This is a genomic window from Geobacillus sp. PLS 41 (assembly GCF_056494105.1).
The window spans coordinates 1,393,057-1,417,553 of sequence record NZ_CM151395.1 but is presented as its reverse complement, the minus strand read 5'-3'; the positions used below and the strand labels follow the sequence as shown (position 1 = coordinate 1,417,553).

General features: G+C 54.0%; 24 protein-coding genes. 1 reads left to right on the top strand and 23 read right to left on the bottom strand.

The annotated features are described in order from the left end of the window. Positions 1-281: 281 nt before the first annotated feature. From ACVX3G_RS07000 to zapA, 23 genes are all read right to left on the bottom strand, one after another. Positions 282-1,043, bottom strand: coding sequence for a glycosyltransferase family 2 protein (locus ACVX3G_RS07000; RefSeq protein WP_011232153.1), 762 nt, complete (start codon positions 1,041-1,043; stop codon positions 282-284). Continuing rightward, positions 1,000-2,499, bottom strand: coding sequence for an alkaline phosphatase family protein (locus ACVX3G_RS06995; RefSeq protein WP_020278123.1), 1,500 nt, complete (start codon positions 2,497-2,499; stop codon positions 1,000-1,002). Before ACVX3G_RS06995 ends, ACVX3G_RS07000 begins: the two co-directional genes overlap by 44 nt. Then, on the bottom strand, positions 2,496-3,428 hold the full coding sequence (locus ACVX3G_RS06990; protein WP_020278122.1) for a lysylphosphatidylglycerol synthase transmembrane domain-containing protein: 933 nt from the start codon (positions 3,426-3,428) through the stop codon (positions 2,496-2,498). The genes ACVX3G_RS06995 and ACVX3G_RS06990 overlap by 4 nt, the downstream gene beginning before the upstream one ends. Further along, complete coding sequence (locus tag ACVX3G_RS06985; RefSeq protein WP_020278121.1) at positions 3,418-4,362, bottom strand: NAD-dependent epimerase/dehydratase family protein; 945 nt, start codon at positions 4,360-4,362, stop codon at positions 3,418-3,420. Before ACVX3G_RS06985 ends, ACVX3G_RS06990 begins: the two co-directional genes overlap by 11 nt. A 307-nt stretch (positions 4,363-4,669) precedes the next feature. After that, a complete protein-coding gene (locus ACVX3G_RS06980; protein WP_020278120.1) occupies positions 4,670-5,875 on the bottom strand; it encodes a hypothetical protein in 1,206 nt (401 codons plus the stop codon). Between the two features lie 141 nt (positions 5,876-6,016). Then, positions 6,017-7,138 carry an FMNH2-dependent alkanesulfonate monooxygenase gene (ssuD, locus tag ACVX3G_RS06975; RefSeq protein ID WP_020278119.1) on the bottom strand — a complete coding sequence of 374 codons (1,122 nt, stop codon included), beginning with the start codon at positions 7,136-7,138 and terminating at the stop codon, positions 6,017-6,019. Between the two features lie 12 nt (positions 7,139-7,150). Beyond that, positions 7,151-7,693 (bottom strand): NADPH-dependent FMN reductase, encoded by a 543-nt coding sequence (gene ssuE, locus ACVX3G_RS06970; protein WP_014196479.1) that lies wholly within the window; start codon positions 7,691-7,693, stop codon positions 7,151-7,153. 157 nt (positions 7,694-7,850) lie between these two features. Continuing rightward, positions 7,851-8,837, bottom strand: coding sequence for an aliphatic sulfonate ABC transporter substrate-binding protein (locus ACVX3G_RS06965; protein WP_014196480.1), 987 nt, complete (start codon positions 8,835-8,837; stop codon positions 7,851-7,853). A 3-nt stretch (positions 8,838-8,840) separates the two neighbouring features. Continuing rightward, a complete protein-coding gene (locus ACVX3G_RS06960; protein WP_014196481.1) occupies positions 8,841-9,623 on the bottom strand; it encodes an ATP-binding cassette domain-containing protein in 783 nt (260 codons plus the stop codon). A 34-nt stretch (positions 9,624-9,657) separates the two neighbouring features. Next, positions 9,658-10,443 carry an aliphatic sulfonate ABC transporter permease SsuC gene (gene ssuC / locus ACVX3G_RS06955; protein WP_014196482.1) on the bottom strand — a complete coding sequence of 262 codons (786 nt, stop codon included), beginning with the start codon at positions 10,441-10,443 and terminating at the stop codon, positions 9,658-9,660. Positions 10,444-10,593: 150 nt separating this feature from the next. Then, complete coding sequence (locus tag ACVX3G_RS06950; protein WP_014196483.1) at positions 10,594-11,592, bottom strand: sulfonate ABC transporter substrate-binding protein; 999 nt, start codon at positions 11,590-11,592, stop codon at positions 10,594-10,596. A gap of 247 nt (positions 11,593-11,839) precedes the next feature. Next, positions 11,840-12,154, bottom strand: a complete 315-nt coding sequence (gene trxA / locus ACVX3G_RS06945) for a thioredoxin (protein ID WP_014196485.1) — start codon at positions 12,152-12,154, stop codon at positions 11,840-11,842. Between the two features lie 151 nt (positions 12,155-12,305). Further along, positions 12,306-13,283: an electron transfer flavoprotein subunit alpha/FixB family protein gene (locus ACVX3G_RS06940; RefSeq protein WP_011232160.1), complete on the bottom strand. Its 978-nt coding sequence runs from the start codon at positions 13,281-13,283 to the stop codon at positions 12,306-12,308. 65 nt (positions 13,284-13,348) lie between these two features. Beyond that, a complete protein-coding gene (locus ACVX3G_RS06935; protein ID WP_033012308.1) occupies positions 13,349-14,125 on the bottom strand; it encodes an electron transfer flavoprotein subunit beta/FixA family protein in 777 nt (258 codons plus the stop codon). A 65-nt stretch (positions 14,126-14,190) separates the two neighbouring features. Beyond that, the gene (locus tag ACVX3G_RS06930) at positions 14,191-14,964 is read right to left on the bottom strand and encodes an enoyl-CoA hydratase (RefSeq protein ID WP_011232162.1); all 774 of its coding nucleotides are present in this window, start codon (positions 14,962-14,964) and stop codon (positions 14,191-14,193) included. Positions 14,965-14,989: 25 nt separating this feature from the next. Further along, complete coding sequence (locus ACVX3G_RS06925; RefSeq protein ID WP_011232163.1) at positions 14,990-15,577, bottom strand: TetR/AcrR family transcriptional regulator; 588 nt, start codon at positions 15,575-15,577, stop codon at positions 14,990-14,992. A gap of 64 nt (positions 15,578-15,641) precedes the next feature. After that, entirely contained in the window at positions 15,642-17,342 is a 1,701-nt protein-coding gene (locus ACVX3G_RS06920; RefSeq protein ID WP_033012301.1) for a long-chain-fatty-acid--CoA ligase, read from the bottom strand. 84 nt (positions 17,343-17,426) lie between these two features. After that, positions 17,427-17,591 (bottom strand): hypothetical protein, encoded by a 165-nt coding sequence (locus ACVX3G_RS06915; RefSeq protein WP_011232165.1) that lies wholly within the window; start codon positions 17,589-17,591, stop codon positions 17,427-17,429. A 13-nt stretch (positions 17,592-17,604) separates the two neighbouring features. After that, entirely contained in the window at positions 17,605-18,012 is a 408-nt protein-coding gene (locus ACVX3G_RS06910; protein ID WP_015375560.1) for a DUF350 domain-containing protein, read from the bottom strand. A gap of 14 nt (positions 18,013-18,026) precedes the next feature. Then, entirely contained in the window at positions 18,027-20,381 is a 2,355-nt protein-coding gene (locus tag ACVX3G_RS06905; RefSeq protein WP_014196488.1) for an endonuclease MutS2, read from the bottom strand. A 20-nt stretch (positions 20,382-20,401) separates the two neighbouring features. Next, a complete protein-coding gene (gene polX / locus ACVX3G_RS06900; protein WP_033012299.1) occupies positions 20,402-22,126 on the bottom strand; it encodes a DNA polymerase/3'-5' exonuclease PolX in 1,725 nt (574 codons plus the stop codon). 42 nt (positions 22,127-22,168) lie between these two features. Next, positions 22,169-22,708 carry a CvpA family protein gene (locus ACVX3G_RS06895; protein WP_014196490.1) on the bottom strand — a complete coding sequence of 180 codons (540 nt, stop codon included), beginning with the start codon at positions 22,706-22,708 and terminating at the stop codon, positions 22,169-22,171. Continuing rightward, positions 22,701-22,976: a cell division protein ZapA gene (zapA, locus tag ACVX3G_RS06890; RefSeq protein WP_014196491.1), complete on the bottom strand. Its 276-nt coding sequence runs from the start codon at positions 22,974-22,976 to the stop codon at positions 22,701-22,703. Before zapA ends, ACVX3G_RS06895 begins: the two co-directional genes overlap by 8 nt. 111 nt (positions 22,977-23,087) lie before the next feature. Between zapA and rnhC the strand changes: the two genes are divergently transcribed. After that, on the top strand, positions 23,088-24,017 hold the full coding sequence (gene rnhC, locus ACVX3G_RS06885; protein ID WP_014196492.1) for a ribonuclease HIII: 930 nt from the start codon (positions 23,088-23,090) through the stop codon (positions 24,015-24,017). Positions 24,018-24,497 lie beyond the last annotated feature (480 nt).

The following is a 24,497-nucleotide window of genomic DNA, read 5'->3' as shown; positions in this document are numbered from 1 at the left end:
TCATCCATCGTCGAAAAGGCTGGTGAAAAAACGATCATCTTCCTCAATCCATCGTTCGCGATTAGAGAGAAAAACAGGATTCCTCAAGTTGAGAAGTAGATCCGCATGTCTTATGACATCACCCGCCTTCTAAAAGGCTGATGATTTAGTGCAAAATACTGCTGATTCCATCTATTTCTCAATTAGAGAAACTTCGCAGAATCAGCTTTCTTTTCTGATGAAAATGCCGCCGATTGGCGCGTGAATGCAGTTTTTCGCCTGCCTTCTAAGCGCGAACTGCCTTACGAGCAATGGCGCGCCCGCTCTTGGGAGCGCCCATGCCCTTCTCGATCGACGGCCACCTTTTTCACCGGGCGGCGCATTTCCTTCCAGATGGCCGGGATGACCGCGGTCATATAGGCGGTGAATTTGATGAACGAACGGCCCGTCGTCCGCACTTGATAGCGGATCGGCACTTCTTTCAAGCGAAACCCTTTGCGCACCAAGTTGAGCGTCAGCACTTGGGCGTAGTTGTAATCGTGGATGATTTCCGCCTCCTCCATCGCGTGGCGCGAAAAGGCGCGCATCCCCGACTGTCCGTCATACAGCCGCTGTCCTAGAAGAAGCGACTGCAGCCAAGTGAACAAATAATTCCCAAGGCGGCGATGCCATTTCATGCCGCGAATCGTGCCAAGGAAGCGCGAGCCGATCGTATAGTCCGCTTCACCGGTGAAAATCGGCGCTAAAAGGTCAGGAATTTGTTCCGGCGGATATTCGTTGTCAGCATCGATCATCACGCCGATATCCGCGCCAAGACGGACACACTCTTCAAGCCCTCGCCGCACCGCCGCACCGAGGCCGCGGTTTTCCGGCAGGCGGCAAATGATATCGGCCCCCGCTTCTTTCGCTACTTCGGCCGTTCGGTCCGTCGATCCATCATCAATGACCAAGACGCTGACCTCTACATCGGGATGAAAATGACGCGGAATGCGGCGGATGACATCTCCAATCGCTTCTTCTTCATTGTGCGCCGGCAAAAAGACGATGACGCGCTGCTTCTTCATCGCTCTCCTCCTTTCTCATCGCCTCGATCAAAACCGGACCACGGCTATGGCTCGGATACGGCGCGCCGAGCAAATAGGCGATCGTCGGCGCCAGCGAAACGAGGCTTTTTTTCTCATCGACTCGTTTTCCTGCCTCAATCGCCGGGCCGTATAGAAAAAACGGCACATACCGCTCCCCTTCATCGAGGTGGCCGTGGCCGCCGATGCCATCCGCTTGGCCATGGTCGGCGCAGACAATCAATGTCGCGCGCTCGAGCTCGCCCCGTTCCTCAAGCCAGCCGACAAACTCCGCGATCAACGCGTCGGCTTCTTCAATTTTTTCGATATACTCGTCATACAGCACACCGCGGCTATGGCCGGTCTGGTCGGTGGCGATCAATTGCACGACAAGCAAGTCCGGGTGCTGCTCTTCCACAATGCGTTTCGCCCGCTCGATGATATAACGGTCGGCGAGGTCGTTCGGCATGACAGCCGTCACCGTTTCGACATCGTCGCCGAACGAATCGACCAAATGAGCGATGCCAAGCAAGCGGCCTGTTTTCCCTACTTTGCGGAGCGAGTCGAAGATCGTTTCCACTTTCGCTCCGAGCTTCCATACCATATTCGAGCGAATGCCGTGCTCAAACGGATACGTCCCCGTCAGCATCGAGGTGAAGCAGACGACCGTGCGCGCCGGATAGACGGTTTCCATTTGCGCAAATTCCGTCCCTTGCGCGCGCAGCCGCTTTAAAAACGGGGCGTTGGCCGCTTCAAACCGGTCTTTGCGCATCCCATCAATCACGATGACATACACTTTGTCACTGACCGGCGCGGTGGGACTCGGCACATTGTTCGTATAAGTCGGAATGATCTCCGGCTGCCAGTCGAACAAATTCCGATGCAAAATCCATGAAAACAGCCACACCCCAGCGGCAAACAGCCAAAGCGCCCCGCACAGCGGCGCCAAAGCCGCTCCTTGATCGATCTGCTGCGAAGCGTATTCCCATACGGACAAAAGAAGAAAACATTTTGGCAGCTGCTCTTGGGCGTTGCCGCTGGTCGAATCGCTGTTTTTCAGCACCAGCTTCCAAAAGCGGGTGAAATTCCACCACGACGTGCCGATGCGCAAATGGTAATACAGCGTCCCCCAAAAAAAGACGGTAAAGAAAAAGTAAAGCCCCGACGCCAACAACAACAACGACGCATCAGCGAACGACCAAACGATGAGAAACACGACATAAGGGATCCATAAATAATTGCGCAAAAACAGTGGATAATCGTACACATAATAGACAACAAACAACGGCAGCACCGCCGTCAGGCCAATCAGCCATGTCCATGCATGGCCGCCCATAAGATCAGCGGCATGGTAGATGCTCATCGTTCCCACGACAAAAATCGGCGTGAACGGCTTTCCTTCATTCAGCAAATTCCAGCAGCGCGCCGCGATTTTTTCGAATCGTGATGCTTCTTTCATCGCCTCTCCCTTTCCTTTCTCCATACGCTCCGCACCGCCTGCCAGTCGGACCGCCAAAACCACAATACCGCGGCACCAGCGGCGTAAGAAAACAGAAATTTAAAGGCATGTGTCAACACCGCGGCCATATACGCCACATCCCACGGTGCACCAACCGTAGTTAAGGCAAACCCCATCACCGCCTCATACGTTCCGAGTCCACCGGGAGCGATTTGGGCAATTTGTCCGGAAACGGTCGCGCTGTTTGCCCACACCGCCTGTCCAAAAGAAAGCGGTATACCGACCGCTTTGGCGATCACACCTATGACTGCCGCCTCGCACAGCCAGCTCGCCGCCACCGCCCCGACCATCGCCGCGCCGCTCCAGCCGTGAAATACGCTCCGCCATCGCCGCCATAACCGATCGAGGCGGAGCGGACGGCGAAACACGATCACGGTCAGCACGAACCCGGCCGCAACGGCCGCTGCCAAGAGAGAAATGTGGGGAATGTAATGCATATACGCATACATCCCGATGACAGTCAATCCACCAAGCACCGCCATATCAAGGAGCCGCATCACCGCCACCGATTCAATGGCCTCGCTGGCTGAAACACCGGGCTGGCGGGCAAGCAAAGCCATACGCACAGCATCACCGATTTTCACTGGGGCTAGATGGTTAACAAACAAACTAAGCAGCACGGCACGCCAATAAACAGAGAAGGCGATTGGCTTTCCGACATATCGCTTCCACGCCCACGCCCGCAGCCAAAACGACAAGCCATATACGAAAGCAGCGGCAGCCATCTCGATCGGGCGGCTGACTAGCCTGGATAGATGATGGAGCATCTGCCGGCCGTCAAAGCAGCGGTATGTCAACCAAGCGGAAAAGAAAAGAAGCGCGAGCCCAGCTGCTTGCAACGCCGCTTTAGCCGCCGGTTTACCGCTCATATTCGCGCGCCCACGCCACCGTGCGGGCGAGCCCTTCGGCAAACGCCACCTTCGGCTTGTAACCAAACGCCCGCTCCGCCTTCGTGATGTCCGCCCATGTCGCTTTCACATCGCCTTTCCGCTCCGGCGCGTGCACGATTTTCAGATCGGGAAAGTGCTTCCGCAACTCAGCGAGCAGCTGCTCCATGGTGACGGGCGCCCCGGCGCCCAAGTTGAACACTTCGCTTCGCCCACCGCTGCGGTGAAGTGCTGCGATCATGCCCTCCACAATATCATCGATGTACGTATAATCACGCGCCGTTCCTTTGCCATATACGACAATCTCCTCGCCCGCCAGCAATCGGCGCAAAAACGTGCCGATCGCCATATCCGGACGACCCCACGGCCCGTAAACGGTGAAATAGCGAAAAATCGTCATTTGGTAGCCATACAAATGGGCATAGGCATGACAAAACGATTCCGCTCCGTATTTCGCCGCCGCATACGGCGAAACGACGCGGCCGTCAGCCATCTCTTCCCGGAGTGGGACATTGCCGCGGTCGCCGTACACCGATGACGATGAGGCAAACAGCACATGCGCCACCCCCGCTTCCCCCGCCGCCGCCAAAACGTTCACCGTCGCCTTAATGTCATAATCGATGTAAGCGAGCGGATGCGCCAACGAATACGGCACGCCCGGCAGCGCCGCCAAATGGTAGACGACATCGGGGCGAAACTCGGCCAGCCACCTTTTCGTTCGCTCCCCATCAAGCAAATCCAAGCGGACAAGCGGCACCCGGCCGCCGGTGAGCGCGTGAAACTGCCGCTCCTTCCGCTCAACAGGATAGTACGGATGAAAACAATCGATCGCTGCCACTTCATGACCTTGTTCATGCAGACGAGCGGCCAAATGACTGCCAATAAATCCGGCTCCTCCAGTGACAACAATTTTCAACGGTTTCACCCCATTACAAAATGGACTATCCATCAGCATCTTACCACAGCCGCTCGGAAAAGTCGCGGCGCCATGAAAAAAACCAAACGTTTCCGGACAGACGGCTGCCCTGAAGGCACACAAGCTGCCTGACATCCACCATCGAGCACTCTGCCGACATCAAATCCGCTGCCTCCTTCGTCATACAAGAGGGTGTCCCAAAAGGATCGGGACACCCTTTTATAGGTATAAAACAATCATTAAGAAACAATATGTTGTGCTTTGTTAAGGAAAATTACCCTTTTGGGTCATCCCCTTGTTTGCTAGGTTATTTCGCTTTTTCAATCACTTGTTGCAGGGCGGCTTCAATTTGCGGCAGCCATTTGTCACCCTCAGCTTTGTTTTTTGCCTTTGCCGCCTCTAGGTAACGTGTCGCCTGTTCGTTCAAGTCGGTGTATGCTTTGTCGCCAAGCAGCGTTTTGATATCCTGTTCGATCATGTTAATAAAGAGCGCGCCTTCTAAGGCGGTGATCACCGACTTGTCTTGCCCCCAATTTTCTTTGCTTTCTTCATATTCGTGAAGCGCCACTTTCGCCCATCCGCGCACGAACGCATGGTTCACCGCTTTCGGATCGAGCGTTTTGACATCGGTTTGCAGGTCAAACTGTTTCAAAATGTAGTCCGCCTCCTCCGCGGCATGCCGTTTCATATACGGATAGACGGACTGATAAAACGCCCAGCCTTCCGCCTGCTCCACTTTGGCTTCTTCGGCGTTTTCCTTGGCCGCAGCCGCCGCCTTCGCCGCATAGCCGTGCGGCAGCGCTCCGCTCGCTAAATAGAATGTTTTCATCAATGTTTTGTCCACGACTTGCTTGCCGAGGGCAAATGAGAGCGCATCATCGTTTTGGACCGCTTGCTCCATTTGGGCAAACGCCCCGTTGATCGCGTCAACCAACTTCGTTCCGTAAGCCGCATCGCGCTTTTCCACGGTCGACTGCAAAATCGCGTAAAAGGTTTTGGCTTCCTCAAGCTCTTCCTTTACTTCTTCCTTATTGGCCCAATGTTCTTCTGCTTCGGTAAACTCATGCTTGATCGTCGTGTAAAACACTTTTTGCATCAGCTTGTCAAAAATTTGCTTGACAACCAACGGCTCAAGCGACCCGTCTTTGCCGGCGGCCAGTGCGTTGGTAATATGTTGGTCAAGCGTATCTTCAAATTCCGCGTCACGTTTTTGTACAAGCGGCTGCAGCTTTTCTTTGTAGATGCTCTCCACTTTGCCGAAGTCGACCGCCCCGCCTTGCTTCGCCTTCTCAAGCTCCGCGAGCGCTTCGCTGAACGCTCCCGCATAATCGACTTCCGCTTCTTCCTTCTCGTTCTCCGTCTTCTCTTCCTCTTTCGGCTTTTCTTGTTTTTCCACAGCCGTTTGGTTGCTGCTTTCTTTTTCTGTTCCCGCCGTCTGTTTGCTCTGGCCGCACGCGCCAAGCGCCAACGCCGCGGCGGCAAACACGGCGAGCCACTTCCATTTCAATGACATTATGTATCCCCCCGTTCACACATCCAAAAAATGATAATCAATATCAATACAATAAGATTATAAGAGAAAATGAATTTCAATGTCAACACATGATGAAAAAGAGAGGACTCCCTCGTTGCCGGTCCTCTCTTTCGCAATCAATCAAACTTTAATCACATTAGGGAAAAATTCGTGGCCCACAACCTCTCCCTGAATGGAGGAAGAGGAAGGAGTGTTCAAGTGCAACAACGGGAATAACAGCTCCGCCACTCGATACGCCTCTTCCAGATGCGGGTAGCCGGACAAAATGAAGTAGCGGATGCCCAGCTGCTCATACTCGCGAAGACGCTCGGCCACGGTTTCCGGATCGCCGACGAGAGCCGTGCCCGCACCCCCGCGCACCAATCCTACCCCAGCCCATAGATTTGGACTGATCTCCAACGAATCCCGCTTTCCGCCGTGCAGCTGTCGCATCCGTTGCTGTCCCACCGAATCGTAACGAGCAAATACCCGTTGCGCCTCTTCAATCGTCCGGTCATCGACATAGCGAATCAATCGCTCTGCCGCTTCCCATGCTTCTTTTTCCGTCTCACGAACGATAATATGGAGACGAACGCCAAATTCGATTTTTCTGCCTTCTTGACGAGCAAGCTCCCTTACCCGTTCGATTTTGTCTTTCACCTGTTCAGGAGGCTCGCCCCAGGTTAAATACACATCCGCATGGCGCGCCGCAACCCGTTGGCCGGCATCCGACGATCCGCCAAAAAAGATGGGCGGATACGGCTTTTGCACCGCTGGAAATAGCAGTTTGGCTCCCTTGACCGACACATGTTTTCCACTCAACGTCACTTCTTCTCCTGCAAGCAATCGACGCCAAATCGTCAAAAACTCGTCCGTTGCCTCATATCTTTCGTCATGGGACAAAAACAACCCATCCCCTGCCAGCTCAACGGGATCGCCACCGGCGACGACATTCACGAGCAGCCGGCCATCGGAAATCCGATCGAATGTGGAAGCCATGCGGGCAGCCAACGTCGGCGTCATCAATCCGGGACGGACAGCGACAAGAAAGCGCAAACGGTCGGTTTCAGCCGCCAATGCCGAAGCGAGCAGCCAAGGATCTTCGCACGATTTGCCGGTTGGAATGAGCACGCCCGTATATCCTAAGCGGTCGGCTGCTTGGGCGACTTGTTTGAAATAGCTGTATTCTGGGGAGCGACCACCTTTTGTCGTCCCTAAATATCGGCCGTCGCCATGAGAAGGGATAAACCAAAGCAACTCCATCTTTTTTCCTCCTTATCCAATCACGGTTTTTTCGGTTGCACAGGAAATGGATTGAAAGACCTCTTCCATCCGCGACAACAAATCGTCAGAAAGCACAAGGCGACCTTCGTCATCATGCCCCAACGTCCAATCCAAAATAAAGACGCCATGCAAGATTTCCCGCGCGCCCAAAATGGAGAAAATCGGTTTGAGCGCGTATTCGAGAGCCAACAGATGAGCAATGGTTCCCCCCGTGACAATCGGCACAACCAGCTTCCCTGCAAACGCCTTTTCCGGAAGCAAATCCAAATACGCTTTTAAAATGCCGGTGTAACTCCCTTTATACACTGGACTTAACGCAATGACCGCTCTCGACTGGCGGATCCAATCATGTGTTTCGGCGATCGGCTCACTCGATGAATGAGCATAAAGCAGATCTTCAGCCGGCAAATCGCGCAATCGGATGAAATGCACCGTGTGGCCGAGCTGTTGCAATTGCTCGCTCACCCATTCAGCCACCCGATTCGTTTTCGAGGTGTGCGACGGGCTTCCAGAAATAATGGCCACCGTTGTCATTTGTTTCCCTCCCACATTCTTTTTTTGCCCCCGTCGTCCTTGACATCCCTTTTGCCCCTTTGGCGGGCGTTGTTCAAGGGGATCCGGCTTTTACAACGCCCCGTCATGTTCAGTAGAACGGCTTGTATTCATGAACTGTTAATGTTACTGGATTACTTTATTGTTCCTTTATGACGACCACAGCATCTTTCGCTTTGACCCGTTTTGAGATCAACCCGGCTTCATAAAAACGATCTGCAATGCGCTGCTGGGCGTCGATCACCTCCTTCGTCAGCGGAAACACACCATATCCTCTTCGGCTCAACGTCCGTTTCCAAATTTCTTCGCCAATTTTCGTTTCTTTGGCCAATAGTTTGGCGGCTTCATCTGGAGAAGAGTGAATTTCTTGATGGACTTTGTTCAGCTGTGCAATGACAGTCTGAGCTACATTGGCATACTGTTTCACATACTCATTCCGCCCCACGATAAATCCATATTGTTTTGGAAGTCCTTTCGCATCAATCAAAATGCGCGCCCCGCCGTTCACTTCGGCATCAGCCAAGAACGGATCCCAAATGACCCAAGCGTCAACATCACCTCGCTCAAACGCAGTTCGCGCTTCAGACGGTTGCAAATACACGGGGGTAATGTCGTTGAGTGTCAATCCAGCTGTCTCCAACGCCGTCAATAACGTATAATGGGCGCTTGACCCTTTGCCGAAAGCCACTTTTTTGCCCTTCAAATCCGCCACCGTATGAATCGACGATGTTTTCGGCACGATGATCGCCCGCGCGACTTCCGGTTCATAGGCAAGATACACCAACTGTGAATCCGGATTGGCCTGCGCCAACACAGCGGGCGCTCCTCCGACATAGCCGATGTCAATCTGTCCTGCATTCAACGCTTCAAGAAGGGGGGGACCGGATTGGAATTCAAACCATTTTACTTGAACGCCATGCTTTTGCAATTGTTTTTCCAAGTACCCCTTCTCTTTCAAAAAGAGAGAAAATGATGATTTTTGAAAGCCAACGTGCAATTCTTTCGGCCAAGAATCCGTCGATGCCGACTGTTTAGGAGAAGACAAGGAAGCAGAACGTTCTTGGCCGCAAGCTGCCAACAACAGGAATGCACTCAACACCGAAAACAAAAGGAGCCTTCTTTTCACTGTCTATAGCGCCCTCCTTTTTTCACTCATCGAAGACGCGGCGATGACTTTCTCATCAGATTCTGCGCTTAAAATGCGGCGCAAAATCGTATCGACCAAATCAGCAAACGCCGCATCGCCGCGCTGACGCGGCCGCGGCAAGCGCACAGGCAAATCAAGCGCGCATTCCCCGTCCTCAATGAGCACGACGCGGTCCGCCAACATCACTGCTTCATCAACATCATGCGTGACCAACAAAGCCGTAAAGCGTTGTTCCCTCCATAATCGTTCGATCAGCCGCTGCATTTCAATTCTCGTTAACGCGTCAAGCGCACCGAGCGGTTCATCAAGCAATAACAACTGTGGACGGCTGATCAATGCGCGGGCGAGCGCCACCCGTTGACGCTGGCCGCCGGATAACACCGATGGCCAATCATTCGCGCGGTCTGCCAAACCGACTTGTTCGAGCACTGTGATTGCTTGTTCTTTCCAGTCACCTTTCAAGCCGAGGCCGACATTGTCGATGACGCGCCGCCATGGCAACAGACGAGCGTCTTGAAACATGACGCGAGCTGCTGTATTCAACCCATGAAGCAACTGTCCATCCAGCTGAATCATGCCGGAAGTCGGCGTCTCCAATCCAGCAGCCAAGCGCAATAGTGTGCTTTTTCCGCAGCCGCTGCGACCAATAATGGCGATAAACTCCCCCGGTTTGACCGTTAAATCAATGCGGCGCAACACTTGTTGATCGCCAAACTGTTTGGCCACTTGCGCAAATACGAGCTCTGCTCCTCGTCCTGTTTCCATCTCTCGCTCTCCTTTCCCACTCCGTTTATGTCAGTTACCGATTTTGATAGTTGACATTCCAGCGAAGCCAACGTTTTTCCAAAAAACGGGCAATGCTGTCTGCGAGCTTGCCAAACAGCGCGTAAAGCAAAATACTGAACACAACGACATCTGTTTGCATAAATTCACGTGCATTCATGGCCAAATACCCGATGCCGCGGTCAGCAGCGATCGTTTCCGCGACGATGAGCGTCAACCACATAATGCCCAGCGCATAGCGCAGCCCGACCAAAATCGACGATAACGCGCCCGGCAGCCAAATGCGCCAAAAAAGCTGCCATGGTCCAAGTCCATAGACGCGCCCCATTTCAAGCAAACCAGCATCGACATTGCGGATGCCATGCAATGTGTTGACATACATCGGAAACAGCACACCTAGCGCAACAAGAAATACTTTCGCCTCCTCCCCGATGCCAAACCATAAAATGACGAGTGGAATCATCGCTAAATGCGGAATATTTCGAATCATCTGAATCGATGTATCCAACCAACGTTCCGCCGGACGAAACACCCCGTTGAGCAAGCCGAGCAGAAATCCGATTGATCCCCCGATCGCAAATCCAGTCAGAGCTCGCCAGAAACTAATGGACAAATGCTGCCATAGCTCTCCTTTTGATGCGAGATTCCAAGCAGCAGCGATCACATCGGTCGGTGCCGGCAGCACCCGCGAAGACAACCAACCAGCTTCTACAGCCGCTTGCCATGCCACAAGCAGAGCAACAGGCAACACCCATGGCACCGCCTTCCCCCAAGTCCATTCTGTCCATCTCGACGATTTCATCGCGTTCCCCCTCCGCATTCCTAGTGTGGTTTCTCATCCAAGCTGCCGCCGTCCTGCGTCCTTGTTGACGGATGACGCTGCGAACGAAGCCAGCCGATGACTTTTTGTCACGAATCACCCCCCGTTTTCCCTTCCCATTCCGTCTCCGCTTCATTTGGCTTCACGCCAAACCGCTTCGTTTACATCGATTTTCTTTGGCAACAACCCTAGCTGGCGAAATTGATCTGCAATCGTTTGCTGCTGGGTGATGACCTCGTTTGTGATCGGTTCCAAGCCATATGTCCGGCGTTTGGATGCGACTTCAAGCGCCGCTTCATCAATGCCGAGTTCCGGCGCCAAAAACTTTGCCACTCCTTTCGGATCGCGGTTTGCCCACTGGTCGACTTTCTTCAGCTCCTCTAAGATGACATGCACGACATCGGCATGATTTTGCGCAAACGAACGCGAAGCGAAGAAAAACTCACGGTTCGCTACCAATCCTTGGCCGTCAGCGAGCACTCGAGCCTTTCCTCCCTTTTCAGCGGCGGCGTAAAACGGGTCCCAAATGGCCCACGCATCAACGCTCCCCTGCTCAAATGCAGCGCGAGCATCGGCTGGTGGCAAATAGACCGGCTGAATGTCAGAAAGTGTCAATCCCGCTTTTTTGAGCACCTGCACAAGCAAATAATGGACATTCGATCCTTTGTTTAACGCCACCTTTTTCCCTTTCAAATCCGCCACTGTCTGAATGGACGAGTCCTTTTTGACTAAAATGGCCTCGGACACAGGATTGGGAGGTGACGTCGCTACATACAAGAGCGGTGTACCAGCCGCTTGAGCAAATACCGGCGGCGCTTCACCGGTATGGCCAAAATCGAGGCTTCCGGCATTCATCGCTTCCAACAGTTGAGGACCTCCCGGAAATAACGCCCATTGTACGGTGTAGCCTAATTTTTTCAGCCGTTTTTCCAAGTCACCACGCGCTTTTAACATGTTGAGTGTCCCGTATTTTTGATAGCCGATGCGGATGACTTTGCTAGATGGCGGAGAGGATGACGATGATTTGGCGTTCGCAGGCTCGTTATGTATTCCGCATCCAGATGCCATCGCCAGCCATAAAGTGACTGCTAACATTCCGCCCAATGTTTTCCAGAATACTTTGTTTTTCATGATCGCTTTTTCCTCCTTTGCTCATTTCTTGCAATGCTTTCACACACGTACGTGATCGTCATTCTTGATCTCCTTCTTAATTATGACTAAATAGACAGGAAAAGTATGAATAATAGGTGTAAAACAAACTTAACCACTAGGAATTGTTGGTTATAAATATAAAGAATTATCTGCCATCTGTCAACCATTTTTCAACAAAAAATAAAAATCCAGAGGAAGAGGCCTCTGGATTTTTCCTATGCCATCACTACACATGTTTGCCGACAAGCTGAGCAAGCGCCTCTTTCGGCTGATAGCCGATCGCTTTATCGACAAGTTCGCCGTTTTTGAACACGAGCAGCGTCGGGATGCTCATGACGCCGAACTTCGACGCTGTTTCCTGGTTTTCATCGACATTCACTTTGACGATTTTCACTTTGTCGCCCATTTCGCGGTCAAGCTCTTCCAGCACCGGAGCGATCATGCGGCACGGTCCGCACCATGGCGCCCAAAAGTCAACGAGCGTGAGGCCGTCTTTCGTTTCTGCGGCGAACGTTTGGTCAGTGGCGTTGACAATCGCCATATGGATTCCCTCCCATCTTCTTGAATGCTGCAAGCAAAGTATACCATGGAATGCATGTCGGCGCGAATGTTTTGCTTCGTTTCTACTATTCGCTTTTGCCGCGGAATTTATCCATCAAAAAACGGACGGCTGCAGCCGCCCGTGTTGTTCATTACGAATGCACTTTCAGTTTTTTGAACTCTTCGGTGAGGAGCGGAACGACTTCGAACAAATCGCCGACAATGCCGTAGTCCGCGACTTTAAAGATGTTGGCTTCCGGGTCTTTGTTAATGGCGACGATGACTTTCGAGTTGGACATCCCCGCTAAATGCTGGATGGCGCCTGAAATGCCGCAAGCGATGTAAAGGTCCGGCGTGACGACTTTCCCCGTTTGCCCGATTTGCAGCGAGTAGTCGCAATAGCCGGCATCGCACGCCCCGCGCGAAGCGCCGACCGCGCCGCCCAACACTTCGGCGAGCTCTTTGAGCGGCTTGAAGCCTTCGGCGCTTTTGACGCCGCGGCCGCCGGCGACGATCACTTTCGCCTCGGTCAAGTCGACGCCTTCCGCCGTTTTGCGGACGACTTCTTTGACAATTGCGCGCAAGTCTTTAATCTCGACGGCGAGCGCTTCCACGCTGCCTGTGCGCGACTCGTCGCGCTCAAGAGGCGCGATGTTGTTCGGACGCACCGTCGCAAAGATGATGCCGCTTGTCACGATTTTCTTTTCAAACGCTTTGCCGGAGTAGATCGGACGGGTAAAGACGATGTTGCCGCCTGCCTCTTCGACGGCGACGACGTCGGAAACGAGGCCGGCGTCGAGCTTGATGGCCAATTTCGGCGACAAGTCTTTGCCGAGCGCCGTATGGCCGAAGACGATGCCTTCCGGCTGCTCTTTGTCAATCACGGCTTTTAACGCTTGCGAATAGCCATCTGATGTATAAAATTTCAAATTCGGATGTTCGATGACGACGACGCGGTCCGCACCGCGGTAAATGAGTTCGTTCGCATGCGCCTGCACTTGGTCGCCGACGAGCACCGAGACGACTTCCCCGCCTTCGGCGATCGTTTTGGCCGCTGCAATGGCTTCAAACGAAACGTTCCGCAGCGATCCATCCCGCACTTCTGCTAAGGTCAATACTTTACGTGCCATGTTTCAGTCCCCCTATCCTTTGATTCCCCGTTGTGCTTCATCCGAACGCCGACAGCGGTTTCCGCTTATACCACTTTCGCTTCGGAGCGGAGCAGCTGAACGAGTTCCTTCACTTGATCGGCGATCTCGCCTTGCAAAATTTTGCCCGCTTCGCGCTTCGGCGGCAAGAACACTTCGATCGTTTTTGTTTTCGCTTCAACATCATCTTCCTCGAGGTCCAAATCGTCAAGCTCCAGCTCCTCAAGCGGTTTCTTTTTCGCTTTCATGATCCCAGGCAACGACGGATAGCGCGGTTCATTCAGCCCTTGTTGAGCGGTGACAAGGAGCGGCAGCGACGTTTCGATGATTTCCTCATCCCCCTCGACGTCGCGCACAACGGTCACTTTGCCGCCGTCGGCAATGTCGAGCTTCGTGATCGTCGTCACATACGGAATGCCGAGCAATTCCGCAACGCGCGGGCCGACTTGCCCGGAACCGCCGTCAATGGCGACGTTGCCGGCTAAAATCAAGTCCGGGTTTTTGTCTTTTAAGTATTCAGCGAGCACTTTCGCCGTCGTATATTGGTCTTGTTCTTCGACATCATCGTCAATGTTGATGAGCACCGCTTTATCGCAGCCCATGGCGAGCGCCGTGCGCAGCTCTTTTTCCGCTTCCTCGCTGCCGACGGTGACGACCGTCACTTCGCCGCCGTGTTTGTCGCGCACTTGAATCGCTTCTTCAATGGCGTATTCGTCGTACGGGTTGATGATGAATTCTGCACCTTCCTCGTTGATCTTGCTGTTGACGATGGAAATTTTTTCCTCTGTGTCAAACGTCCGTTTCATCAACACAAAAATGTTCATGTCGTTCCCCTCCTCGGTTTGGTCGAACATTGTTTCATGTTCCAACATTCAGATATTTACAGGGATCATTTCCCTTTAAAGACAGGCGGCCGTTTTTCCAAAAACGCCTGCACGCCTTCTTTTGCATCCTCGGATACAAACACGCGGCCAAACCATTCCGCTTCCTCGCGCACTGCCTCGGCAAACGATTTTTCCTTCGCGGCGTTGAGCAGTTCAATCGTCGCACGGACGGAAAGCGGACTTTTGGCGGCGATCTTTTTCGCCAACGCTTTTGCTTCATCAAGAAGCCGCTCTTCCGGCACCGCCTTGTTGGCAAGCCCCCATTCAACCGCTTCGAGTCCGGTGATCGGCTCGCTCGTCCACATCATTTCCGCCGCTTTGCCAAAGCCGACGTAGCGCACAAGCCGCTGCGTGCCAGCAAATCCAGGGATGATGCCAAGCTGCAGCTCCGGAAGGCCGAGTTTGGCGTTTTCCGCCACCACACGAATGTGGCAGCTCATAGCCAGCTCCAACCCACCGCCTAATGCGGCGCCGTGAATTGCCGCAATGACTGGTTTGGAAAAGCGTTCGATCCGCTCCATCACGAGTTGGCCGTTGCGCGACAAGCCGGATGCCTCCTCGACGGAAGCGATGGACGTGAATTCTTTAATATCGGCGCCGGCTGAGAAAAATCTTCCTTCGCCATGAAGCAACACGACGCGCACGTCCGGGTCGGTCTCGAGCTCGTCCAACACGGTTGAAAGCTCTTTCAAAACCGCTGATGAAAGGGCGTTCGCCGGCGGCCGCGAAAACGTCACGACGGCGACGAACTCCTCTTTCGCCAAACGAAAAAAGTCCATGAAGCCTCTCCCCTTTCTGCCTTTCCTAACGTCCGGCGGCGCACCCTTTGACGAGCAGTTCGTACACCGGATCGGCGAGGGCGGCCAAGTCATACTTTTGCTCGTTCATCACCCACGTCGTCACCGTTTCATCCAGGGTGCCAAAGATCATTTGCCGAGTGAGCCGGACGTCTAAATCTTGGCGAAACTCCCCTTTTTCCATCCCCTCCATGATGATGCGGTCGATGAGCCGCAAATATCCTTTCAGCACCTCATTGATGCGATGGCGCAGCTCTTTGTTCGACTGGCGCAGCTCAAGCTGCGTCACGACCGCCATATGCGGATCAGCGGCGAGGGCGGAAAAATGAGTTTTCACCAATACATACAATTTCTCTAGGGGGCTTGAAATTCCTTCTGTCTCTTGTTCAATTTTCTCGATGAACGCCCCCATCTTTTCCTGAAAAAGCGAAATTAAAATATCCTCTTTGTTTTTAAAATAAAGGTAGATCGTGCCGTCGGCGACACCGGCCTGCTTGGCGATTTTCGACACCTGTGCTTGATGGTAGCCGTGCTCGGCGATGACGACGACGGCAGCGTCAATGATTTGCTTAAATTTCGGCTTTTCCCTCCGCAATATGGATTCTCCTTTTCTCATCTCACTTTCCATCCGCCAAATGAATGAACCATCATTCATATTTTCATTTTACGGGCAATTCTGCCGATTTGTCAAGCTTCTTTTTCTCCTCTTCCACCAACACGCGGCGCAAAATTTTGCCGACCGCCGTCTTCGGCAATTCGCTGCGGAACTCGTAGATGCGCGGCACTTTGTAAGCAGCCAGGCGCTGGCGCATAAACGCGTCAAGCTCCTGTTCGCTGCACATCTCCCCCGGCTTTAACACGACGAACGCTTTCACCGTCTCGCCGCGGTACGGATCCGGAACGCCGATCACGGCCGCTTCCTGCACTTTCGGGTGCTCGTACAGCGCTTCTTCGACTTCGCGCGGGTAAATGTTGTAACCGCCGGCGATAATGACATCTTTCTTGCGGTCGACGATATAAAAATACCCACGCTCATCCATATATCCAATGTCACCTGTATACAGCCATCCGTCGCGCAGCACTTGCTCGGTCTCTTCCGGACGATTCCAGTAGCCTTTCATCACTTGCGGCCCGCGCACGACGAGTTCTCCACGCTCTCCCGGCTTTGCTTCCTCACCCGTTTCCAAGGAAATGATTTTCGCGTCCGTATCCGGCCACGGAACGCCGATGCTTCCTTTCACCCGCTCCCCGTCCCAAAGGAAGTTGCTGTGGGTGACAGGGGACGCCTCGGTTAACCCATAGCCTTCAATCAACTTTCCGCCCGTCGCCCGTTCAAACTGCTCCTGCACCTCGACCGGCAGCGGAGCGGAGCCGCTGATGCAGACGTTGATCGAGGATAAATCATATTTCGGCAAATCCGGATGGTTCAACAAAGCGATGTACATCGTCGGCGCGCCTGGGAACATCGTCGGCCGGGTGCGCTCGATTGCTTTTAATGTTTGCTTGACATCAAAGCGCGGGAGCAACACCATTTTACTCGCCATCATCACGGACAAATTCATCACCGTCGTCATGCCGTACACGTGGAAAAACGGAAGCACACCGAGCACCGTTTCTTTTCCTTTTTCGCATTTATACACCCAATGGGCGCACATGAGCGTATTGGCGATCAAGTTGCGATGCGTCAACATGGCCGCTTTCGGATGTCCCGTCGTGCCGCCTGTATATTGCAGCAGCGCCACATCTTCCACCGGATCGATGTCCACCCCGATCGGAGCGGTTTCCTTCTGACTGACGATCGTGCGGAACATATGAACGGTTTCGCTTTCCTCGATGCGGACGATGGGCATGTTTTGCTTCCGCTGCACAAGCGGATACAGCCATTTCTTCACCGTGGGCAAATACTCTTGCATTCTCGTGACAATCCAATGTTTGACCGGCGTCCTCCCTTTCACCTTTTCCGCCTTTGGATACAGAAGATCCATCGTCACGAGCACCGAGGCGCCGCTGTCGTTCAGCTGGTATTCAAGCTCATACTCGGTGTAAAGCGGGTTCGTCTGCACGACGATGCCGCCGGCTAGGAGCGTCCCGTAGTAGCTGATGACCGCCTGCGGGCAGTTCGGCAGCATAATCGCCACCCGATCCCCTTTTTTCAATCCGATCGTCCGCAAATAATGCGCGAATGTCAATGCTTGCTCGTACAGCTCGCGAAACGTCATCGTCTTTCCGAAAAAGTCGATCGCCTCATGGTCTCCGAATTGTTCCGCCGTCTCCCGCAAATAGTCGGAAAGCGTTTTCTTTGGATAGTCGAGCGTATGCGGAATCTCCGGCGGGTAGTGAGCGAGCCACGGTTTTTCCATATGCAATCCCCCCTTGCTTCTATTTTATTTTACTTTTTCTAATTTTTCATCAAAAAAAAAAGAACGCCGGGCTTGAACCGAGCGTTACCAAAACCAGTACACCAAACCAACGAAGAAAAAGCACGCGCAGATGACAAACAAGATTTTCGCCAGCACATCGACCGATCGGTTGCGCACGGCCATATAGACGATGCCGGCGATCAAAAACAGCCCGACCGCAATCAACAACCATTTCACTACTGCGTTCATTCGTTGTTCCCCTTTACTGAATGCCTTCGCCGATGACAAACGACAAGCCGACGGAAATCACCATGGAAATCAAGCCGACGGCCCGGTTGTCATTGGCAATTTCGTCATCAATATTGAATTTCGGCGTCAAAAATTCGTAAATAAAGTACGCGGCGAGCAGAAGCAAAAACCCGTACAGCCCCCAGCCAATCATCGACGGCAGCGACTCATGGCGGGCGAGTGCATAGCGAAAAATGTTGGCGATGCCGAAAATTTTCCCGCCGGTTGCCATCGCCACCGCCACATTGCCTTTGCGAATCTCTTCCCAGTTTTTGTACTTCGTCACCAATTCAAATACGGCTAAAAAGACGACGATGCACAACACGGCGACGCTGAAATTGGCCGCCGTTTTCACCATGTCGTGCTCCCAAAACGACGCCATTGCCATCGCCCCCATCATTTCAGTTCCACGATCGTCACCCCGGTGCCGCCTTCATTCGCCTCTCCGAACCGGAAGCTTTTCACCGCCCGATGCTGCTTTAAAAACTGCTGTACTCCTTGGCGGAGCGCGCCCGTCCCTTTGCCGTGGATGATCGAAACGCGCGCATAGCCGGCGAGCACAGCATCATCCAAGTACTTCTCAAGCCGAAGGAGAGCGTCTTCGTACCGTTCGCCGCGCAAGTCAAGCTCGAGGCTCACATGGGCGTCCTTGCCTTTCACGGTCGCAATCGGCGTCACTTCTTTCGCCGGCGCGCTGCCGATATACTCCAAATCGCGTTCACGGATTTTCATTTTTAAAATGCCGAGCTGCACTTGCCATTCGTCGTCCGACACTTTTTCGATCAAATAGCCTTTTTGGTTGAGGCTCGTCACCTTCACTTCATCACCCGGCTGGAACACATGGCGTGAAGCAGCCTTTTTCGCCTTTTTCCGCTTCTCCACTTTCGGCATAGCGGCAGCGAGCCGCTTTTTCGCCTCGACGAGCTCATGCTCTTTCACTTCCGCCTGCTTTTCTTTTTGCAAGCGGCGCAGCTCTTGAATGATCCGCTCGGCTTCGCGTTCCGCGGCGCGGATGATGTCGGCTGCTTTTTGCGTTGCTTCCGCCAGCCGCTCCGCTTTTTCTTCTTCGAGCTCTTCCCATTTTTGTTCCCATTCGGCGCGCAGACGCTCAGCCTCCTCCAGCGCCGCGCGCGCCCGCGCTTCCTCTTCCTCCGCTTGCTTTTTGCTCCGTTCAAGCGACGCGATCATGTTTTCGACGTTATGGCTTTCCGCGCTCACTTGCGCTTTCGCCCGCTCGATGATGCGTTCATCAAGCCCAAGGCGGCGCGAAATATCAAAGGCGTTGCTGCGGCCGGGAATGCCGATCAATAGTTTATACGTCGGACGGAGCGTTTCGGTGTCAAATTCAACGCTCGCGTTCACCACCCCGGGGCGGTTGTAGCCGTACGCTTTCAATTCGGGATAATGCGTCGTCGCCACCGTCCGCGCCCCGCGCCCGTGCACTTCATCCAAGATGGCGATGGCAAGCGCCGCCCCTTCCTGCGGGTCGGTGCCCGCTCCGAGCTCATCAAACAGCACAAGGCTTTGGCCATCGACATGGCGCAAAATGTCGACAATATTGACCATATGGGACGAGAACGTGCTCAAGCTTTGTTCGATCGACTGCTCGTCGCCGATATCCGCGTACACTGCGCGGAACACCGCCGCTTCCGATCCGTCGGCCGCCGGGATAAACAGCCCCGCTTGCGCCATTAATGTCAACAAGCCGACCGTTTTCAACGTCACCGTTTTCCCGCCGGTGTTTGGGCCTGTTATGACGATCGTCGTATAATCGCCGCCGAGTTCAATGTCATTCGGCACCGCCTTTTCTTGATCAAGCAGCGGATGGCGGGCCTGCACAAAGCGAAGATAGCCTCGGTTATTGACCGCTGGCTTCGCGGCTTGCAGCCGGCGGGCGTATTTCGCCTTGGCAAACGCAAAATCGAGCGCCGCAAGCGACTCAACCGCCCGCGCAAGCGGTTCAGCCTGCTCAGCGACTTTTGCCGACAGTTCGCGCAAAATGCGTTCGATTTCTTGCTTTTCTTTCGCCCGCGCTTCGCGGAGTGCGTTGTTCAACTCGACGACCGCCTGCGGCTCGATAAACAGCGTCGCCCCGGACGCCGACTGGTCGTGGACGATGCCGCCATAGGCACTGCGATACTCTTGTTTCACCGGAATGACATAGCGGTCGTTGCGGATCGTAATGATGGCGTCCGACAGCCGCTTTTGCGCCGACGGCGAGCGAATGATGCTCTCAAGCTTCTCGCGGATGCGCGTTTCCACTGACCGAATTTGCCCGCGGAGCGAACGGAGGCGGTCGCTTGCGGCATCCAATACCTCGCCATGATCGTCGATCGAGCGGCGAATGTCATGCTCAAGCGCCGGCACCTCCACGAGCTCATCGGCATAAATGGACAGACGATCCAATCCCCCCTGCTCTTCATGCAGATCCATAATCAGCCGTTTCATCTGCCGGCTTGCGGTCAAGGTGGATGCCGTTTCCACGAGTTCTTGCGGACTGAGCACGCCGCCGATCGCCGCCCGTTTCAAATGAGGGCGAATGTTGACAACTCCGTCAAGCGGCGCATAGCCAGCAAGTCGCAAAACAGCGGCCGCTTCATCCGTTTCCTCAAGCCAAGCGGCCACCTCCTCCAAATCGGATGACGGCATGAGCGCCTCGATTTTTTCCAAACCGAGCGGCGAGGACGCATGCTCAGCCAACTGCTCTTTCACTTTATCGAACTCCAAGGTGTGAAGCACTTTTCGTTGCACGTATCTGACCCCCAGCTCATTCATTTCGTTCGTTTGTCGCGCAAAAACTGCCGCAGCTTGTCAAGCGGCCATGTGTTGATGACCGTTTCGTTCTTGATCCAGCCTTTCCTTGCCGTCGCCACGCCAATAGCCATATCATCAAGCATGTCCAAATGGTGGGCGTCCGTGTTAATGGCAATATACGCCCCCGCTTCCTCGGCTTTTTTCACGTAAGCTGCCGACAAATCGAGACGGCTCGGGTTGGCGTTTAACTCAAGCACCGTGTTCGTCTCGGCCGCGAGTTCCATGAGCCGCTCGAGATCGACGTCATAACCGCCGCGCTGGCCGATGAGCCTTCCGGTCGGATGGGCGATAACATCGACGTACGGATTGCGAAGCGCCGCCTCGAGCCGCTTCATGATCGCCTCGCGCGGCTGTTTGAACGCAGAGTGAATGGCGGCGATGACAAAATCCAGCTCCTTGAGCACGTCATCATCGTAATCGAGCGTCCCGTCCGGCAAAATATCCATCTCAATGCCGGCGAGGATGGTAAAATCCGAATAGCGCGCGTTCAGCCGTTCGATTTCCTCGCGCTGGCGCCGCAATCGATCCGGCGTCAAACCGTTGGCGACTTTCAAAAATTGCGAATGGTCGGTGATGGCCATATACCGATAGCCGCGGCGGCGGCACGCCTCAACGAGCTCCTCAAGCGAACACGCCCCGTCGCTCCATGCCGAATGCATATGCAAATCGCCTTGAATGTCTTCAAGGCGGACAAGCGGATATCGGTCCGAATAGCGCTCGATTTCCGTGCCGTCTTCACGCAGCTCCGGGGGAATGTGCGGCAGCCCGAAATGGGCGTAAAACGCCGCTTCATCCGGGAACGTTTTCACCTTGCCGGTCGCTTCGTCTTCCACGCCGTATTCGCTGATTTTCTCCCCGCGCTCTTTGGCGAGCTGGCGCATGCGCACGTTATGCTCCTTCGATCCGGTGAAATGATGGAGCGCGGTCGCAAACTGCGCCCCACTGACCAGCCGGAAGTCGACGGCCACATCGTCGTCATAGCGAAGCAGAAGCGACACTTTTGTCTCCCCAGCAGCGATGACCTCACGGACACGCTCAAAACGAAGAAGCCCGTCGCGCACCGCAGCCGGACGGTCGGTGGCGATGACATAATCCAAATCTTTCACCGTTTCGTTTACGCGACGCAAACTGCCGGCCCGCGAGAAGCGGATGACGCTATCCAAACAAGAAAGCTGGCGTTCCACATCCGCCGCGGCGGCGAGCACCCGAGCGAGCGGCAGCCGCTCAGGGCGTTTGCCCGCCTCCTCAATCGCCGCCAACAACTTTTCCTCCGTTTTCGCGCCGAAACCGGGAAGCTCCCGCACTTTTCCCGCCAGACACGCTTCTTTCAATCCATCCATATCGACAATGCCAAGCTCTTGATGCAGCTTGGCGATTTTTTTGCCGCCAAGCCCCGGGATCTTAAGCAAGGAAAGAAGCGTTTCCGGAATATCGCGCTTTAATTCCTCGAGCACCGATGATGAACCGGTTTCGACAAACTCGGTGATGATCGCCGCTGTGCTTTTGCCGATGCCGGGAATGGCGGTGAAGTCGCCGATTTCCGCGAGGCTCCGCTCATCCGTTTCCAAGGCGTTCGCCGCTTTGCGGAAGGCGTTGACCTTAAATGGATTTTCTCCTTTGATCTCCATATACAGTGCGATCGTTTCAAGCAGGCGGATGACCTCTTTTTTATGGACGCTCATCCCCATTTCCTCCCTTTCCCGCAAAACCGCGGCCGCGCCCGGTCAGACGCGGCCATGAATCCACCAATGATTAAGCATGTCCGACAACACCGGCGTATGTTTCACAATCACGGTCGCCATAAGCGAACGCTGCAGCTGCTCCTGCACGCTGTCAATCGGCACGAGCGCCCCGATATACAACAGCAAAAAGACGAGCAAATACACTTCCGCAAACCCGAGCGCCGCCCCCGCCAGACGGTTGACGCTTCGCAAGAGCGGCAACTGGGCGACGAAATCAAGCATCGAGCCGATGATTTGCAGGACGATTTTCACAGCAAAAAACAAAAGCGCAAAGGAAATCGCCCGATAATAGGCATCGTCCAAATGCGTGCTCTGAAACAGCAGCTTCATCGTCTCCGGGTCTCCGAACGTCGGATACGGAATCCAAAGGCGCAATGTCGGCACAAACCGTTCATAATAGCGATAGGCGACGAAAAAGGCGATCAGAAACCCGGCCATATGAATGAATTGAAGGATAAAGCCGCGCTTCAGCCCGATCATCGCCCCCATCAACAGGACAAACAGCAGCACGACATCAATCATCCTGTTTCCCGTCCTTTTCCTGTTTCAGCTGTTCCGCCAGCCGTTGATATTGTTCTTTCAGTTTGAGATACTCACTGGCGATGTTGACGGCTGTCAACACGGCCAGCTTCGGCACATCAAGGAGCGGATTTTTCTCGCTGAATTCATGCATTTTATCATCAACGAACGCCGCCACGAGCCGGATGTGGGCCGGGCTTTCCGCGCCGACGATCGTGTAGTCTTGTCCATAGATGCGGACGCTCACTCGCGTTTTTGGCTGTTCTGTCAAGCTTTCTCCCCCATTTCGCCAAATCCTACTGTTTATCATATCATGAACGCTGGTATAATGGAAAGAAGCGACACACAGCAACGATAGAGAAGATAAAGGAGCGATCGAACGTTGTCAAACTATGTGATTCAAGCCGACCAACAGCTGCTTGACGCTTTGCGCGCCCACTATGAAGGCGCCTTGTCCGACCGGCTTCCGGCTGGAGCGTTGTTTGCCGTCAAACGCCCGGATGTCGTGATCACCGCCTACCGCTCAGGCAAAGTGCTGTTTCAAGGGAAAGCGGCGGAGCAAGAAGCAGCGAAATGGATATCAGGGGCGAGCGCCTCAAACGAAACAGCTGACCACCAGCCGTCCGCTTTGGCAGCTCATCAACTCGGGTCTCTTTCCGCCATCGGTTCCGATGAAGTCGGCACCGGCGATTATTTCGGCCCGATCGTCGTCGCCGCCGCCTACGTGGATCGGCCGCATATCGCCAAAATCGCGGCGCTTGGCGTGAAAGATTCGAAACAATTGAACGATGAGGCAATCAAACGGATCGCCCCCGCCATCATGGAAACCGTGCCGCATGCGGTCACCGTGTTGGACAATGCCGAATACAACCGCTGGCAGCGAAGCGGCATGCCGCAGACGAAAATGAAAGCGCTCCTTCACAACCGGACGCTCGTGAAACTCGTTGACGCCATCGCGCCCGCCGAACCAGAAGCAATCATCATCGACGAATTTTTAAAACGGGATTCGTATTTCCGTTACCTTTCCGATGAAGATCGCATTATCCGCGAGCGGGTGCACTGCCTTCCCAAGGCGGAAAGTGTCCACGTATCAGTCGCCGCCGCCTCGATCATCGCCCGCTATGTGTTTTTAGAAGAGATGGAGCGATTATCCCGCACCGTCGGCCTTTTGCTCCCGAAAGGCGCCGGCGCCATCGTTGACGAAGCCGCGGCCCGGATCATCCGCGAGCGAGGGGAAGAGATGCTCGAGACGTGCGCCAAGCTTCATTTTGCCAATACGAAAAAGGCGCTTGACATCGCCAAGCACCGGTAATTGTTTCAATCACATCCATGGGAAACGGCAGCGTTGGCTCCGTTGCACAGGTCGACCCGTAGTAACTGAACGACACCGTTTCCCATCCTTTCCACATGTTTCGTTTTACGTTATGAAGAAAATGGCTTTTCATCCGCAAACAACCAAAAGGCTGTCCCCACCCAGCCTAGTGAGCCGGGATCATTAGACGGCCTATTCTGCCGCGCCATCGATGGCCTTCGATTTTTCCGTTGCTCGTACAAAATAATCCATTCCAGCAGAACGTGAATGAATTGTAATCCCGATACGGTACGTCAAAATATCCCTTATCTTCATCAGTCGTCCGGGATGCCGCCCCATTAAGCACTGTCAGTTCTTCGGAATTTTGTTTTGGTGTAAAAAATCGATTGCAGCTTCACTACCTTACCATGACAGATGAAAGTCCAAAAACGCTTACGATATCAATACATAAAAATGGTTTGCTAACTGGTGGGCGACAAC